Annotated in this window: 9 protein-coding genes and 1 tRNA gene; 5 read left to right on the top strand and 5 right to left on the bottom strand. The window is 62.1% G+C overall.

Features of this window, described 5'->3' with window-relative positions:
• Positions 1–45 precede the first annotated feature (45 nt).
• Positions 46–7905 (bottom strand): hypothetical protein, encoded by a 7860-nt coding sequence (locus ACODS2_RS00945; protein ID WP_488997187.1) that lies wholly within the window; start codon positions 7903–7905, stop codon positions 46–48.
• 668 nt (positions 7906–8573) lie between these two features.
• Here ACODS2_RS00945 and ACODS2_RS00940 point away from each other — a divergent pair.
• The 4 genes from ACODS2_RS00940 to ACODS2_RS00925 all read left to right on the top strand — a co-directional run bounded on the left by ACODS2_RS00940 (position 8574) and on the right by ACODS2_RS00925 (position 13348).
• Positions 8574–11369 carry a DUF3857 domain-containing protein gene (locus ACODS2_RS00940; RefSeq protein ID WP_488997186.1) on the top strand — a complete coding sequence of 932 codons (2796 nt, stop codon included), beginning with the start codon at positions 8574–8576 and terminating at the stop codon, positions 11367–11369.
• Positions 11370–11631: 262 nt separating this feature from the next.
• Complete coding sequence (locus tag ACODS2_RS00935; protein WP_488997185.1) at positions 11632–11841, top strand: CPCC family cysteine-rich protein; 210 nt, start codon at positions 11632–11634, stop codon at positions 11839–11841.
• Between the two features lie 137 nt (positions 11842–11978).
• A complete protein-coding gene (locus tag ACODS2_RS00930) occupies positions 11979–12560 on the top strand; it encodes a hypothetical protein (RefSeq protein ID WP_488997184.1) in 582 nt (193 codons plus the stop codon).
• 86 nt (positions 12561–12646) lie between these two features.
• Positions 12647–13348, top strand: a complete 702-nt coding sequence (locus ACODS2_RS00925; RefSeq protein ID WP_488997183.1) for a transposase — start codon at positions 12647–12649, stop codon at positions 13346–13348.
• On the opposite strand, the gene nusG is transcribed toward ACODS2_RS00925, so the two are convergent.
• The 4 genes from nusG to ACODS2_RS00905 all read right to left on the bottom strand — a co-directional run bounded on the left by nusG (position 13341) and on the right by ACODS2_RS00905 (position 15597).
• A complete protein-coding gene (gene nusG / locus ACODS2_RS00920; RefSeq protein WP_298168695.1) occupies positions 13341–13877 on the bottom strand; it encodes a transcription termination/antitermination protein NusG in 537 nt (178 codons plus the stop codon). The genes ACODS2_RS00925 and nusG overlap by 8 nt on opposite strands.
• A gap of 38 nt (positions 13878–13915) precedes the next feature.
• Positions 13916–14110: a preprotein translocase subunit SecE gene (gene secE, locus ACODS2_RS00915; protein ID WP_298168698.1), complete on the bottom strand. Its 195-nt coding sequence runs from the start codon at positions 14108–14110 to the stop codon at positions 13916–13918.
• A gap of 239 nt (positions 14111–14349) precedes the next feature.
• Complete coding sequence (locus ACODS2_RS00910; RefSeq protein ID WP_488997182.1) at positions 14350–15396, bottom strand: NAD(P)-dependent alcohol dehydrogenase; 1047 nt, start codon at positions 15394–15396, stop codon at positions 14350–14352.
• A gap of 125 nt (positions 15397–15521) precedes the next feature.
• Positions 15522–15597: transfer RNA gene (locus tag ACODS2_RS00905), tRNA-Trp, on the bottom strand.
• A gap of 64 nt (positions 15598–15661) precedes the next feature.
• Between ACODS2_RS00905 and aat the strand changes: the two genes are divergently transcribed.
• The gene (gene aat, locus ACODS2_RS00900; RefSeq protein ID WP_488997181.1) at positions 15662–16459 is read left to right on the top strand and encodes a leucyl/phenylalanyl-tRNA--protein transferase; all 798 of its coding nucleotides are present in this window, start codon (positions 15662–15664) and stop codon (positions 16457–16459) included.
• Position 16460 lies beyond the last annotated feature (1 nt).

Below are 16460 nucleotides of genomic sequence, written 5' to 3'. Positions count from 1 at the left end.
GCAATGGGGGAGACGGGGGCTGCAGCGGGTGCAGCCCCCTTATGTTCAGACAAACAGGAAGTCTGCCAGCTGGATCGACGTGGCACCGGTGAGGGTGCCGAGATCGGCGACTTCGACAACATTCGTGTTGACCGTGTAGCTCGCATCGAGCGCATGATACAGCACGGTGTGGTTGCTGCTGTCCTTGCCCACGATGAACACCCCTTCGCCGACACTGCCACCTGTTGCCGCGTTCAGGTAGTTCTGGACATCGCCGACGCTGTCGAGATTGGCGCCGGTGTAGATGATCAGGTCCTTGCCGGTGATATCGGCCGCAGTAGACCCTGTCGCGAGGCGCTGGTCGAATGCGGCACCGTTGAAGTCGAACGCGCTGGCGGCGAAGCGCAGGTCGTCGGCGGAAGCGAGGAAGTCGGTGATGGTGTCAGAGTAACCGTCGCGCGTTTGCCACCCGAACACGTCGGAACCCGCGCCGCCAGTGAGCGTATCTCCAACCTGGCTGCCGATGATCAGGTTGTTGCCGCTGCTGCCGGTGGCAATGAGACCATAGTAGCTCGCGCTCCAGTCAAGGTTCTCGAAGTTCTTGACCGTCGTGAAGTCACCAAGGCTCTGATCCGCCGCCTGCGAGAGATCGATCTGGTCAACCGCACCCTCGAAGTAGCTGTACACCAGCGTGTCAGTATCAGCGCCGCCATCGAGGGTGACGGTGTAGTTGCGATAGCCATAGTCGATGCGGTCGTTCCCGGCGTCACCGAACACAGAGCTGTTATCGAACCAGTATCCGGATGAAAAACCGCGCAGAGTATCATTGCCGCCATTGCCATGCAGGACGCTGGTAACGGATGCTGCGGTGATGGTCTCGTTACCGGCAGCGCCATTGATGGCCAAGCTGTCGAGATTGACATCAAAGTACTGCCAGCTGATCGTCGAGAGATCAACTTTCGTGCCCGACGCGACGTTGATGATGAAGGCCTCCGCAGTGGAGTATGGGTTGGCGGTATTAGCGTAAATGCTTGCAATACCGGCCGCCTGCGCGCCAGTGAGGGTGATGGTCATGCCCTGGTTAAGCGGGTTGCCATTGGCGTCGGCCGCAGTGGCTTCAAGGTAGTCAAGGTTTGAAAGCGTACCACCGGTAAAGTCGGTGGTCCCGCGGACGTAGAGTTGGTCGTAGCCGCTTCCGCCGTTGATCGATTCGCCTGCGGCGAAATCACCGGAATTGATGTAGAAGGCGTCATCCCCGGCTGCACCGATAAGGGTATCGGCCCCGCCACCGCCAGTTATGTAAGCGCCGCTGCCTCCGCTCCCGGCGGTCAGGGTGTCGGCTGCGCTGCCACCGATCAGGTCACTTGCGAAATCATTCCGGCCAGTCACCGTGACAGCAACCGACGAGCCCGAAGCATCGACATTCTCGAAGCCGGTAACTGTGACCGTATCACCGCTGGTTTGGTCGGCATTGTTGAGATTGATCGTGACAGCCCCGAGTACCCGCAGCGTATCGGTATCAGCCCCGCCGCCAATCGTGCTTGCGGTGCTGCGATAGGTGATCAGGTCATTGCCGCTCTGGCCGTCGATGACATCGAGACCTGCGCCGCCATCGATGACATCGCCGATCTGGCTGCCGATGATGTTGTTCGCCCCGCTGCTGCCGGTGACGTTGAGACCATAGTAGCTTGCGCTCCAGTCAAGGTTCTCGAAGTTCTTGACCACGGCGATATCATCGGAGGTCTGGTCCGTTGCCAACGAAAGGTCGATGACGTCGGTAACGCCTTCACCGTAGGTGTAGACCAGCGTGTCGGAGTCTGCCCCGCCGTCGAGTGTCGTGCTGTAGAGGCGATAGCCATAATCGATGCGGTCATTGCCGGCATCGCCGAAGACTTGCATGGCATCGGCCCAGTAGCTGCCATTGCCTGCCTTCAGCGTGTCGTTGCCGCCGTTGCCGTGAATAACGCTGGAAATGCCTGGCCCGGTGATGGTTTCGTTGCCGCCCGCACCGTTGATGGAGAGGCTGTCGCTGGAATCGAAGCTGCCCCAGCCCGTGCCCGAGAGATTGACCGTCGTGCCCGACGCCACGTTGACGACGAATGCCTCAGCAGTGGTGCCATAATAGGCGTTGTTTGCGTAGATGGTGCCAATCCCGGCTGCCTGCGCACCGCTGAGGGTGACAGTCATGCCTTGCTCGAGATAGTTGCCCTGCGCATCTTGCGCTGTGGCGTTGAGGTACTCGAGGTTCGACAAGGTGCCGACAGTGAAGTCTGTCGTCGCGCGGACGTAAAGCTGGTCGATGTCGCCTTGCCCGTTGATCGATTCGCCCGCGACGAAATCGCCGGAATTGATGTAGAAATTGTCCTGCCCGGTGCCACCGATCAAAGTATCGGCCCCGCCGTTACCGGTGATTTCCGCACCGGCAGCCCCGGCGGTGAGCGTATCGGCAGCGCTGCCGCCAGTGATTCTGCTGCGCACATCGGCGCGGCCGCTCACGGTCACTGCCGCAGTCGAGCCGGAAGCATCGACATGCTCGAACCCGCTGACCGAGACCGTATCGCCGCTGGTCTGGTCGGCATTGTTGAGGAACATCGTGACCGCGCCGAACACCTTCAGCGTATCGGTGTCTGCCCCGCCCTTGATGCTGCTCGCGGTGCTGCGATAGGTGATCAGGTCATCTCCGGCCCGGCCGTCGATGACGTCGAGCCCGGCACCGCCATCGATGATATCGCTCGCCGAGCTGCCGAGGATGGTGTTCGCCGCGCTGCTGCCTGTGGCGGTAAGGCCATAGAAGCTGGTGCTCCAGTCAAGGTTCTCGAAGTTCCTGGCCGTGACGGAATCGCCGATGGTCTGGTCCGTCGCCGAAGTGAGGTCGATCAGATCGGCGTTGCCGGCGGCGTAGCTGTAAACCAGCGTGTCGCTATCGGCTCCGCCGTCGAGCGTGACGGTAATGAAGGGGTAGCCATAGTCGATGCGATCGTTGCCGGCATCGCCGAACACTTGCGTGCCATCGTACCAATAGCCGTAGGTTGTCGGGGTCTTGAGCGTGTCGTTGCCGCCGTTGCCGTGGATGACACTGGCGAAGGTCGGCCCGGTGATCGTCTCATTCCCGCCTGCGCCGTTGATGGCAAGGGTATCGGCTCCGTCGAAATAGTTGAAGCTGATCGCCGTCAGATCGACAGTCGTGCCTGACGCCACGTTGATGATGAACGTCTCGGTAGTACCGTTATACTGGTTGTTTGCGTAGATATACTGGAACCCGGCCGCCTGCGCGCCGGTGAGCGTCACCGTTACCCCCTGATTGAGCAGATTGCCGTTGGCGTCGGCCGCAATGGCAAACAGGGATTCAACATTCGAGATCGTACCGCTGGTAAAGTTCGTCGTGGCACGGACGATCAACTGGTCGTTATCGCCGCTTCCAGCCCCGTTGATCGATTCACCTGCGGCAAAATCACCGGCATTGAGATAGAAGTTGTCCTGACCGGCCCCACCAACCAGCGTGTCAGCCCCGCCATTGCCGGTGATATCTGCGCCGAAAGCACCCGCAGTCAGCGTATCGGCAGCGCTGCCGCCAATCAGCACGCTGCGCAGATCGTTGCGCCCGATCGCGGTGAACGAAACAACCGAAGCCGATCCATCGACGTTCTCGAACGCGCTGACCACAGCCGTGTCGCCGCTGGACTGGTCACCGTTGTTGAGGTTGATCGTCGCCGCGCCAACCACCCGAAGGGTGTCGGTATCGGCGCCGCCACTGATGGTGCTGGCCGTGCCGCGATAGGTGATGATGTCGTTCTGATTGCCACCCGTCACCACATCGAGGCCAGCCCCGCCGTCGATCCAGTCGCTGCCATCGCCGCCCGCGATCACGTCGGCACCGGAACCGCCGATCAGGCGGTTGTCGTACGAGTCACCCGTCAGGCTTAAGGCCGCGGAAAGGGCAGAGGCATCGACGTTCTGGAAACCCGTGACAAAGACGGCGTCGCCCGATGTCTGGTCGGCATTGCCCAGATTGACCGTAGCGGCAGCCGCCATAACCAGCGTATCGTTCTGCACCGCATCGAAGGTATAGCCCGCGTAGTAGGCATTCACCTCGACCTCGGTGCCGCGATAGGTGATCGTATCCGCGCCATCGTTGCCGTAGACACTGTCGACACCGCCATTGCCATCGAGCACGTCGTTATACTGGGACCCGTTGATGACGTTGGCGCCGCTGCTCCCCTTGGCGGTACCACCGAAGGCACCGGAACTGCTGTAGCCGGTGTTCGGATCATAGGCTTGGTACAGGTTGATGTTCTCGAAGCCGGTCGTGTTGGCAGTGTCGCCAAGGCTCTGATCCACCTGGCTGAGATCGAAGTTGCCGCCGGACACCGAAATCAGCGTGTCGTTGTCGGCCCCGCCGGACACCACGGCATCGCCCGCATGCCACACGATGCTGTCGTTGCCCGCACCGCCGCTCGAGGTGTTGGAACCACCGAAAGCTTCGATGAAGTCATTGCCGCCATTGCCGTTGATTGTGTCGTTGCCGCTGCCGCCAAAGATGCTGTCATCCAGTGCGTTGCCGTTCGCGGTCTGCCCGCCAGCGCCAAGATTGAGATAGTAGCTATTCGCCGCATACTGGCCGTTGATCGTCAGCCCAGCCGTATCGTTGGCGACGAAGTAGATCCTGTATCCGCCGCCCGTGATCGTATCGACAAGATTGACGTTCTCGAACCCCGTGACCGCCGCACTCATGACAGCGGAGCTGCCGTAGTAGTTGTCAAACTCGATCGTATCGGTGCCCGTGCCACCTGAAAGCGATGACGGCGCATTGAAGAAGCCGCTGAGCACCTTGAGCGTATCGTTCCCCGCGCCCAGCGTGCCCGAGAGCTTGCCAGCAGCCGGACCGGCGTAGACGCCGAAGCCGGAATCATAGGCGCTGAGGGTCATCGTGTCGTTGCCATCGCCGAGATTGACCTGCACCGCACTGTCGGCGTTCGCAACGCGCGAAATATTGAGCGTATCGACGCCCGTGCCCGCAGTGATCGAAATGCTCGTACCCTGCGCGGTGCTGATGATGTCGTCGTCGAGCAGGATCGTATGGTCGGCGTTGTCGGTCGTCACCGCCTCGATCTGCTGAATGTTGATGCCCGCAAGATCGATCGTACCAGCACCCGTGATCGCCAGCGTATCGATTGCCGCGCCAGTGCCGCCGTTCACCGTATCGCCCGCATCGAGAGCGGAGGCGGCGAACCGGAAGGTATCCGCGCCCGAGCCGCCGAACAGGGTGTCGTTGCCCGTACCAGCCGTCAGATCGAGCCGGTTGGTCGCGGTGACGACATCGCCGCCGTTGATCAGGTCGTTGCCGCTTCCGCCGATGACCGCCACTGTCGTTGCCGTGGCGGAGGAAACCATCGCATCGGTGAGGTTGAAGGTGTTGGTCCCGCCTGCCAGCTGGACCGTTTCGATCCCGGAGACATTCGTAAGCGCAGATGCGGCGATCGTCCCTGCCGAGGTCAGCAGCAGCGTATCGGTCCCGGTGCCGCCCTGCACGGTATCGCCCGCCAGATCGGCTGCGGCGAAGCGGAACGAATCCGCGCCGGTGCCGCCCTTGAGCACATCGAGGCCCGCGCCCGAGCGCAAGTCGACCGCGTTCGCGCCGGTGACGCCCGAAGCGTCGATGGTGTCGTCACCGTTGCCGCCGGTGACGATGATCTTCGCGCCCGTAATCCCGGTGAAGTTGCCGTTGACCAGCGTCAGGCCGTTGGTCCCCGCCGCAAGATTGATCGTTTCAACGCCGCTGAGGTTTGCCAGGGCGTTTGACGCGAGCACGCCAGCAGTGGTGAGGACAAGGAAGTCGCCGCCAAGGCCGCCAATGATTGTATCGCCGGCAAGATCCGCCGAGGCAAACGTGAACAGATCGGCCCCTGCGCCGCCCTTCAGCACGTCGACCCCTGCGCCCGAGCGGATATCCACCGCGTTCGTGCCGGTCAGGCCGGAGGCATCGATCGTATCATTGCCGCTGTTGCCGAACACAGTGATCCTGGTGCCCGATGCCACTCCAGTGAAGTTGCCATCGACCATGGTCAGGCCATTGGTGCCCGCCACCAGCTGGATGATCTCGACCCCGGTCATGTTCGCGAGCGCGGTGGCGCCTAGCGCGCCGGCCGTGCTCAACGCGAGGAAATCGGTGCCAAGGCCGCCGCTGATCGTATCGCCTGCCAACTCGTTCGCGGAAAAGCGGAACGTATCCGAGCCTGCGCCGCCCTTCAGCACATCGACGCCGAGGCCAGCCTTGATATCGACGGCATTGGCGCCGGTGAGGGCCGAGCCGTCGATCGTGTCGTTGCCGGTACCGCCGTTGACGACGATCTTCGCGCCCGAAACACCGGAGTAGTTGCTGTTGGCCAGCGTGATCGAATTGGTGCCGTTGGCGAGGGTGATGGTTTCGACCGAGGTCAGGCCGGCCAGCGCGTTGGCGGCCAGCACGCCTGCGCTGGTCATCTGCAACAAGTCTGCACCGCCATTGCCGGTGATCGTGTCGAGCGAGTCGAGGTTCGCTGCCGCAAACTGGAACGAGTCGGCACCGGCGCCGCCCTTCAGGACATCCGTACCCGCGCCCGCACGAAGATCGGCTGCGTTGGTGCCGGTGAGGCCCGAGGCATCGAGCGTATCATTGCCGCTGGTGCCGTTGATGATGATGCGCCCGGTCGCCACACCGGTGTAGTTGGCATTGACCAGTGTGATGCTGTTGGTACCCGCAGCGAGGTTGATCGACTCAACGCCGTTCATGTTCGCCAGCGCGGTTGCCCCCAGCACACCGGCGGTGGACAGGATCAGGATATCGTTGCCAAGACCGCCGGTGATCGTATCGCCAGCAAGATCGGCAGCGGCAAAGCCGAACAGATCGTTGCCGCTGCTGCCCTTGAGCACGTCACTGCCAGCACCGGCGCGCAAGTCGGCCCCGGTCCCCAAGGTGAGACCCGAGGCATCGAGGGTGTCGTTGCCGCTGTTGCCGTTGACGGTGATGCGGCCAACGGTGAGCCCGGTGGAATTGGCGTTGACCAGCGTAACGCCATTGGTGCCTGCGGCGAGATTGATCGCCTCCACGCCGCTCATGTTCGCCAGCGCGTTGGCCGCCAGCACGCCTGCCGTCGTCAGGACGAGAAAATCGGTGCCGAGGCCGCCGGTGATCGTATCGCCTGCGAGGTCCGCAGCTGCGAAATTGAACAGATCGCTGCCCGCACCGCCCTTGAGCACATCCGAACCCGCGCCTGCACGGAAATCAACGCTGTTCGTGCCGGTCAATCCTGCGGCGTCGATCGTGTCGTTGCCGCTGGTGCCGAAGACGGTGATCTTGGCGCTGACGCCGGTGTAGTTGCCGTCGACGAGCGTAAGCGCGTTGGTGCCGGCGGTGAGCTGGATGATCTCGACACCGCTCATGTTGGCGAGCGCGGTTGCACCGAGCGCGCCGGCGGTGGTCAGGACCAGGAAGTCGGTGCCAAGACCGCCGATGATGGTGTCACCCGCGAGGTCTGCTGCGGCGAAGCGGAACGAGTCTCCGCCCGCGCCGCCCTTCAGTGTGTCCAACCCTGCTCCCGAGCGGATATCAACTGCATTCACGCCGGTCAGCCCGGAGGCGTCAACCGTGTCGTCGCCCGCGCCGCCAGTAACGATGATCTTTGACCCGGCTACCCCGGTCAGATTACTGTTGAGCAAGGTGATGCTGTTGCCGCCTGCAGCGAACAGGATCGAAGGAATTCCAGTAACACCGGCCAGTGCGTCAATTGCCAGGGCACCCGCAGTGGTCAATTGCAGGACGTCGGCCCCGCCGCCGCCTGTCAAGGTATCGAGCGAATTGAGATCCGCTGCTGCGAATTGAAAAGTATCGGCTACCGCGGTTCCGGAGAACACATTATTGGTGGCCGCCTGGCCAATGAAAATTGCCATGCCCCAGATCACCTTTTTTGAAAATGTAATTGGGCCTTCTTGGCCGAATCCCCTACGCGTTAGGATGCATATACGTAGTCTTACGGTCAACCATGATTATGCAAGCCCGGTACAATTTCGGGAATCGCTCCATTCTGGGTTGACATTGATGTAAGTGAGGCGGACGGTCGCTGACCTGTTGGTCTGATCAATCTGCTCAGGTTCCATTGTCATCAGCGCACATTTTTCTGCCAGCCTTGGCATCGATATTGTCTTCAGCGCTGTGAATGCATAGATTTGCCACCAGCGGTTCCGAACAAATCTGCATAAGTCACCGGAGCAAGTACCGGTAGCCGAACTTGATCACACCGCTTTCGGGCCACTTGTTAACCAATCAGGTTATCCCCCCCGATCGCGCAGAATTCGCGGCCAATGCGGCCGCGCCGGGGTTCCGGAAGGGAACCAGCCGCGGCTGGCCTGGGTATCAAACAGTAAACTCCTGAATTTTGCCGTCGGGTTGCCACGAAGGCGTGGTTTGTGCGTTTGCGGCCTGATCGGCACGAAGGACGATTGGCCAGCCACACGGCGAGGCGCGATTTCCCGGCCCTGCCGATATGGTCGGACGAACCGTTGCGCTTTGTCGCCACATGGTTATCCCTTGACTCTTCAGTCGTTCGTCGGGGCCTCACTTGCACAGAAACCTAATTGCCGCAGTCGTTGTTTCGGCGCTTGCCTCCACGTCTGCACGCGCGGCTGACAAGGTCCTGATCGCCCCGGTGCCCGCCTGGGTGACGCAGGCCCCGCCCGTGCTAAAGGCGGACAGCGCGGTGCGCTTCGATGAGCAGGTGCAGGTCGATGGTGACACCACCACCGTCTATATCGACACCATGCGCCAGGCCTCGAGCCCGGAAGCCCTGCTGCAAATGGGCACGCTGACCTTGCCCTGGCAGCCGGACCACGGCGACCTCACGCTGCACAAGCTGGAAATCATCCGCGGCGATTCCGTGATCGATGCACTCGGCAAGGGCGAAGGCATCACCGTGATCCGGCGCGAGGCGGGGCTGGAGCGGCTGATGGTCGATGGCCAGCTCACGGCGGTCAAGCATATCGAAGGCCTTCGCGTGGGTGACGTGCTGCGCATGGTGTTCAGCATTTCTGAGCGCGACACTGCGCTGGCGGGCCACGTGCAGGATGGCCTCGTGCTGCTGCCCGCGCCGCTCAAGGTCGGCTTCGGCCGGGCGCGGCTGGTGTGGCGGACGGCCAGTCCGCTGACGGTGAGGTCGCTGGCGCCGGGGGTCACGCCCACGCCGAAGCCCGTCGACGCGACTTGGACCGAAATCGTGGTGCCGCTGCCGGTGGCAAAGCTGCCCGATGTCCCCAAGAATGCACCGAGCCGGTTCACGCCGGTGCCCTTGCTGCAGTTCACCAGCTTCCCTGACTGGGCCGCGGTCGCCAAGGTCATGGCGCCACTCTACGCGGTGAAGGACACGATCCCGGCAGGCTCTGACCTTGCCGCGCGGGTCGATGCGATTGCCAAACGATCCGCCGATCCGGTCACCCGCATGGCCGATGCGCTGCGGCTGGTGCAGGACGAGGTGCGCTATGAACTGATCGCGATGGGCAACGGCAACTATGTGCCGCAGGCCCCCGCCGATACCTGGGCGAAGCGCTATGGCGATTGCAAGGCCAAGACGCTGCTGCTCCTCGCAGTGCTCGATCGGCTGGGGATCAAGGCCGAGCCGGTGATGGCGAACAGCAAGCGCGGTGATGCGGTGCCGGACATGGTACCCGCCGCGCTCGCGTTCGACCATGTCTTCGTCCACGCCAAGGTGGGTGAGGAGGACTTCTGGCTCGACGGCACGATGCTGGGTTCGCGCCTCGCCGATATCCGCGATGTACCCCGCTATGGCACGGTGCTGCCGATGGGCGGCACGATCGAAGGCAGCAAGCCCGCGCTGTTTGCGCTGCCGCTGCGCGCGCATACCCGGCCCGATATCGAGGCTGACCTTTCCTACGACATGGCCGCCGGGCCGCACCTTGCCACGCCCTATCACCTGACACTGCGCTACAACGGCACGTACGCCGCGGCCTACAAGGTCGATCCGGGCCCGAATTACGACGAGAAGCTGACGGGCTTTGCCGAAAAGGCGGCCACCAACTGGATCGGCGACACGTTCGTCGGCAAACCGCGCTCGACCTGGGATGCCGAGGCGGCCGTGTGGACGCTGGACTTCGACGGCATTGCCTATCCGGACTGGAAGTACCGCGACGGGCACTATGCACTCGCAGTGCCGCCGAGCCTCAAGGTCACCTACGACGCCCCGCGCGACCGGGCGGCGTGGCGCGCGATCCCGGCGCTGATCAGCGAGCCGTGGCATGCGCGGCTGCGCACAACGTGGGGCCTGCCCGATGCGGGCAAGGGCGTGACGCTGAGCGGCGGCGATCCCGGCAGCCTCGACCTGCCCGCCGCCACCTGGCAGCGCCGCCTTGCTCTCGCCGGAGGCACGCTTTCGGAGGAAATCGTCTCGCGCGAGAGTGGCGCCGAAATTGCGCCCGACAAGGCGAGCAGCACCGCCAAGGCGATTTCCGATGCGATGGAACGCACCGCGCGCCTCTCGCTCGACCCGTCCTACCCGAAGTGGTGGGATGATGTGGCGCGGCGCAAGGGCAGCCCCGCCCTCGCCAAAGTGCGTGCGATCCTCGATGCGCGCATTGCCGACAAGCCCGACGATGCGACCCGGCTGACCGACCGTGCCTGGTTCGAACGGACGCTGTTCAACTGGGCTGCAGCCGAAGCCGACTACACCCGCGCCATCGCGCTCGATGCCTCGGCAGACCGCTATCTCAAGCGTTCGGGCCTGCGCAGCAAGATCGGCAATCGTGCTGGTTCGCTCGCCGATACGCAGGCTGCCTATGATCTCGAGCAGGGCAATGCCGATGCCCGCAGCAGCCTTGCCTATGATCTGATCGAGGCTGGCAAGGTAGACGACGGGCTCGACCTGCTGCCCACCGACCTCGACTTCGCCACCGACGACGGCCTCTCGAACTTCCTCGAAAAGGTCGACCGGCTCGAACAGGCCGACCGGCATGACGAGGCGCTCGCCATGCTCGACGAAGCGCTGGAGAAGCGCGGCTCGTCAGCCAAGCTGCGCAATGCGCGCTGCTGGTATCTCGGCCTTAGGAACACCGCGCTCGATACGGCACTCACCGATTGCAACAAGGCGATCGAGCTCGATTCCGACCCGGCAATGTACATGGACAGCCGCGCGCTGGTGCACTTCCGCGCGGGCCGGCTGAAAGAAGCCATGGCCGATTACGAAGCCGCGCTGGCGGCGGAACCCGAACAGACCGCCTCGCTCTACATGGCCGGAATCGTGGCGGACCGCATGGGCGACAAGACGAAGGCGGCGGCGCTGAGCAAGGCGGCGAAGACGGTGTTTCCGGATGTAGGGCACTTTTACGCGCACTACGGGATCAAGCCGTGAGGGTGCGTCTTTGTGTGGGTGGCCGACGGGGTGCGGTAATTGGGGATTTAGTAAGGTGTCACCGTAATCCGGTAATTGGGGATTTAGTAAAGTGTCACCGTAATCCTAACAACCCGCCGAGTGGAACATTGACAAAAACGCGACCCAATGGTGATCGGCTATTTTACGATCCGAACACTAATACGTTTGCATCGCAGGCCGCGAATGGCGCCCCTCGCACGATGTTCCGTCCTAAAGCCGGCATAAATTATTGGAATAAGCAATGAGTGATATCCTCAATTATGGTAATTTTTTGCCTTGTCCTTGCTGTGGGGCGTACGCCCTGACAGAGCTAGGCGTGTACGAAGTATGCAGCGTGTGTGGTTGGGAAGATGATCCAGTTCAAAGTGAAGACCCCGACTTTGCAGGTGGAGCTAACGAACACAGCTTGAATCGAGCGAGGTTGGAGTGGTCTGCTCGGGTAGCAAGATAAAAGGATTACGGTGACACTTTACTAAATCCCCAAATTAGGCTGCGCCAGCAGATGGGTGACGGACGGGGTGCGGTAATTGGGGATTTAGTAAAGTGTCACCGTAATCCGGACAATAACTAATATTTGAGAGACTGATTATGAAATTGGTGATTTTTGCTCCGATCTATTTTCTCTTTGCTGCGTTTCCGGCAAATGCTGCCAGCGAGATTGGATCGGGCGGGGGATTTTTTCCGCTTGCTGTTGGAAATTCTTGGAAATTTTGCGGGATACCCTCGAAAAAGGGGCGCGTGAGATGCGAAGTGTGGAGCATTTCTGATCGACTAAAGGATGGCTATATTCTGCAAGTTAATCCTTCAGAGGATGACATTTCGATTCTTGCGGATCAAAATGGTGACATTGTAGACTTGGATACGGGTCATCATATATTTAAATACAGAGGTGAAGTGGGATCATCTTGGGATTATATTGAATACAATCAAAAGAAAAAAGTTAATCAAATTATAAGGTTTAAAATAATTTCTAGGGAAGGTTGCTATTTTGGCGATAAATTTATTGATGAGTGCGTTTCAATATCTCGTAGCGATCCTGTTATAAATATTTTTGAAATTGTGAATTACGCGAAGTCAATTGGTCCAGTTTCAATAAAAACTTATTCTTTATCGCGGAAAAATTTATTTGCAGATATGAGGTTGCGAAAATTTACAGCGTCACACCAATAGGTTTAATTAACCCAACATCTGCGTAAACCCCACTCTGGATTAAGGTGACACTTTACTAAACCCCCAAATCCACCCAAGCTCCCGCCATGGCAAGACTCTCCCGCGTCGTCATTCCGGGCATTCCGCACCACGTGACCCAGCGCGGCAACGGGCGGCAACGCACCTTCTTCGAGGACGGCGACTACGCGCTCTATCTCGATCTGCTGGCGGCAGCGGCGGAGCGGGCGCAGGTGGAGGTGGAGGTGTGGTCCTATTGCCTGATGCCGAACCACGTCCATGTCGTGCTGGTGCCGAGGGATCAGGACGGGCTGTGGCGTACGTTCAGCGATCTGCATCGGCGCTATACCGGCTTTATCAATGCGCGCCGCCGGACAACCGGCCACCTCTGGCAGGGCCGCTATGGCTCGGTCGCCATGGACGAGGCACATTTCGTGACGGCGCTGCGGTATATCGCGCTGAATCCGGTGCGGGCGCGGCTTGTGGCCCGCGCGGAGGACTGGCCGTGGTCGAGCACGCGGGCGCTGCTGGCGGGGCAGGATGATCACGTCGTCACCGTGGCGCCGGCGCTGGAGCGGGTGGGGGACTTTGCGGCGTTTCTGGGCGAACCCTTTGACGAGGCGCTGACCTATGCCGCGCTGCGCAAGGCGGAAAGCGTGGGGCGGCCGGTGGGCTCGCCCGAGTGGCTGGCGGACATGGAGGCGCGGCTCGGCCGCCCGCTCGCGCCGCAGAAGCGCGGGCCGAAGCCGGGGGGCGGAGAGCGGGGGCGAGCTGCCCCCGCCGTTACTTGACCAGTTCGACTTCCTCGAAGCTCAGTTCGACCGGCGTCGCGCGGCCGAAGATCGAGACGGCGACCTTGACGCGCTGCTTCTCGAAATCGAGCTCTTCGACAGTGCCGTTGAACGAGGCGAACGGGCCGGCGTTGACCTTGACCGAATCGCCGATCTCGTAATCGACCAGCACCTGCTTGCGCGGCTCGGCAGCGGCGGCTTCGCGTGCGCCGAAGTAGCGGGCGGCCTCCTTATCGGAAATCGGTTGCGGCTTGTTGTTGTTGCCGAGGAACCCGGTGACCTTGGGCGTGTTCTTCACAAGGTGATAGATGTCATCGTTCATCGCCAGCTTGGCGAGGACGTAGCCGGGCATGAACTTGCGCTCGACCTGGACCTTCTTGCCGCGCTTCACCTCGGTGACGGTTTCGGTGGGCACTTCGACCGCTTCGACCAGCTGCGAGAGCCCGATGCGCTCGGCTTCGGAGAGGATCGCATCCTTCACCTTGCTCTCGAAACCGGAATAGGCGTGGATGATGTACCAGCGGGCCATGTGCAGTCCTTGCGTGAATCTACTGAGAGTAAAGCTGATCAGGCGAGCGTCAGCAGCGAGCGCACGATCAGGCTGAAGATCGAATCGATGCCGAGGAAGAACACCGCAAGGATGAGCATCATGATGCCGACGAAGATCGCAGTCGTGGTCGTCTCCGCGCGCGTCGGCCAGATCACCTTGCGCGCTTCGGCGCGGACCTGGTTGATGAATTCGCCGGGGCTGAGCTTTGCCATCACGTGTTCCTGCCAATCACTTCAACTTGGGGCCGCACGTCCATCGCACGGGCTTCCACGGCTTCCGGCTAGGCCTCATCGCCGCCCCGGACAGGTCCGGGAGGGGCAGGCGAAGTTTCCGATGTCGGAAGAAGCCCGCATTTAGGCGCTGGGGCGGCACTTGGCAAGAGGCCGGGGGAGCGGCGGCGCGCTGGCAAACCTCCGGCTCCGGCAGGGGAGCGGCCTGCCAGCGCAGCCGGTCAGATCGTCTTCGTATCGATCACGAAGCGATACCGCACATCGCTCTTCAGCATGCGCGCATAGGCCGCCTCGATTTCTTCCATGCGAATCAGCTCGATGTCGGAGACCACGCCATGTTCGGCGCAGAAATCGAGCATTTCCTGCGTTTCAGCGATGCCGCCGATCAGCGAGCCGGCGATGCTGCGGCGGCGGGTCAGCAAGTGGAACAGCGTGGGCATCGGGTGCGGCTTTTCCGGCCCGCCCACCATCACCATCGTCCCGTCGCGCGTCAGCGTCAGGAGGTAGGGATCGAGATCGTGGCTGTGCGAGACAGTGTTGATGATGAGATCGAGGCTTTCGCGCGCGGCCTTCATTTCCGCCTTGTCGGTCGAGACCACGACATGGTGCGCGCCGAGATCGAGAATCGCCTGCCGCTTGGCGGGATTGGTGGTGAAGCCGGTCACTTCGGCGCCGAGCGCGCGGGCAAGTTTGATGCCCATATGGCCAAGGCCGCCGATACCGACCACGCCGACGCGCTTGCCCGGCCCGGCATTCCAGTGGCGCAGCGGCGACCAAGTGGTGATTCCGGCGCAGAGCAGCGGCGCAACGGCGGCGAGCTGCTCCTTCGGGTGGCGGATCGCCAGCACATAGGCCTGATCGACCACGATCGCTTGCGAGTATCCGCCGAGCGTGTGGCCAGGCGCATCGGGCGTTGGCGAATTGTAGGTGCCGGTCATCCCGCTCGCGCAGAACTGCTCCAGCCCTTCGCCGCAGGCCGCGCAAGTGCGGCAGCTATCGACGATGCAACCGACGCCGACCGTATCGCCGGGCGCGAATCGCGTCACTGCACTGCCGGTGGCGCTGACCGTGCCAACGATCTCGTGGCCCGGCACGCAGGGAAACATCGTGCCGCCCCATTCGCCGCGCACGGTGTGCAGATCGGAATGGCACACCCCGCAATAGGCGATCTCGATCACCACATCGTTCGGGCCGGCTTCCCGGCGTTCGATCGCGAAGGGCCCAAGCGGCTGGTCGGCGGCCGCTGCGGCATAGGCTTTGACGGTCATGGCTGGGTGCTTTCGGCAGGAGTGGTGGTTTGTCGCCGCACCATGGCAGGCGGCGGCACAAGGGACAAACTCACGAAAGTGGGAACCGGCACCGAGCCCTTACTGCGGAATCTATCCGCAGGACTTGGCAGGAGTGGAGGGACTCGAACCCACGGCCCTCGGTTTTGGAGACCGATGCTCTACCAACTGAGCTACACTCCTGTGCCGGAGAAGCGCCCTTAGTGGGTTGACGCGGCCAGCGCAACCAAAGAAGATTCGGCCAAAGATGTCCCGTCACGACACCTCGATCATTCCGCCCGAACTTTTGCTTCAGGCTTATCGCGCCGGCATTTTTCCGATGTCGGACAGCCGCGATGACCCTGAAGTCTATTGGGTCGAGCCGCGGATGCGCGCGATCCTGCCGCTGGACGGGTTTCACGTGTCGCACAGTCTTGCGCGCACCTTGCGCCGTGGCCGCTTCCGCGTGACCTGCAACGAGGCCTTCGACGCGGTGCTCGATGCCTGCGCTGCGCCGCGTGTCGATGCCGAGGACAGCTGGATCAGCCTGCGCATCGCGACAAGCTACCGCGAGTTGCACCGCCACGGGCATGCTCATTCGATCGAAACCTGGCAAGAAGGGCCGGGCGGCACCGAAGTGCTCGTCGGCGGGCTCTACGGCGTCGGGTTTGGCCGGGTGTTCTGCGGCGAAAGCATGTTCAGCCGCACCAGCGATGCTTCGAAGGTGGCGCTGGCGTGGCTTGTCGCGGCACTGCGGCGGGCGGGGGCACAATTGCTCGATTGCCAGTTCACCACACCGCACCTTGCTTCACTGGGTGCGGTGGAGATCACGCAGGCGCGCTACCTCGAAATGCTGCAGGCTGCGTTGGCGCCGGGCCCGGGCGCTCAGGTTGGCGGCGAATCGTCTGCCGGGGCGTCGTTCGGCGCGGCGGGTGCTGCCGGAGCGGCGGCGGCGGCGGGCGGCTTGCCGGCTGGCTTTGCCGGGCTGCTGGTAGATGCTGCGGCGGCAGGGCTGTCCTCCTCGCCGGGGAACTTCATCGCGCAATCCTTGACCCATACGTCATAGA

This window comes from Novosphingobium sp. FG137 (assembly GCF_057809735.1).
This window is presented reverse-complemented; position numbering and strand designations above follow the sequence as displayed.

Coding starts and splice junctions, on each gene's coding strand:
- ACODS2_RS00945 (WP_488997187.1), bottom strand. CDS start 7,905: ATGGCAATTTTCATTGGCCAGGCGGCCACCAATAATGTGTTCTCCGGA.
- ACODS2_RS00935 (WP_488997185.1), top strand. CDS start 11,632: ATGAGTGATATCCTCAATTATGGTAATTTTTTGCCTTGTCCTTGCTGT.
- ACODS2_RS00930 (WP_488997184.1), top strand. CDS start 11,979: ATGAAATTGGTGATTTTTGCTCCGATCTATTTTCTCTTTGCTGCGTTT.
- ACODS2_RS00925 (WP_488997183.1), top strand. CDS start 12,647: ATGGCAAGACTCTCCCGCGTCGTCATTCCGGGCATTCCGCACCACGTG.
- nusG (WP_298168695.1), bottom strand. CDS start 13,877: ATGGCCCGCTGGTACATCATCCACGCCTATTCCGGTTTCGAGAGCAAG.
- secE (WP_298168698.1), bottom strand. CDS start 14,110: ATGGCAAAGCTCAGCCCCGGCGAATTCATCAACCAGGTCCGCGCCGAA.
- ACODS2_RS00910 (WP_488997182.1), bottom strand. CDS start 15,396: ATGACCGTCAAAGCCTATGCCGCAGCGGCCGCCGACCAGCCGCTTGGG.
- aat (WP_488997181.1), top strand. CDS start 15,662: ATGTCCCGTCACGACACCTCGATCATTCCGCCCGAACTTTTGCTTCAG.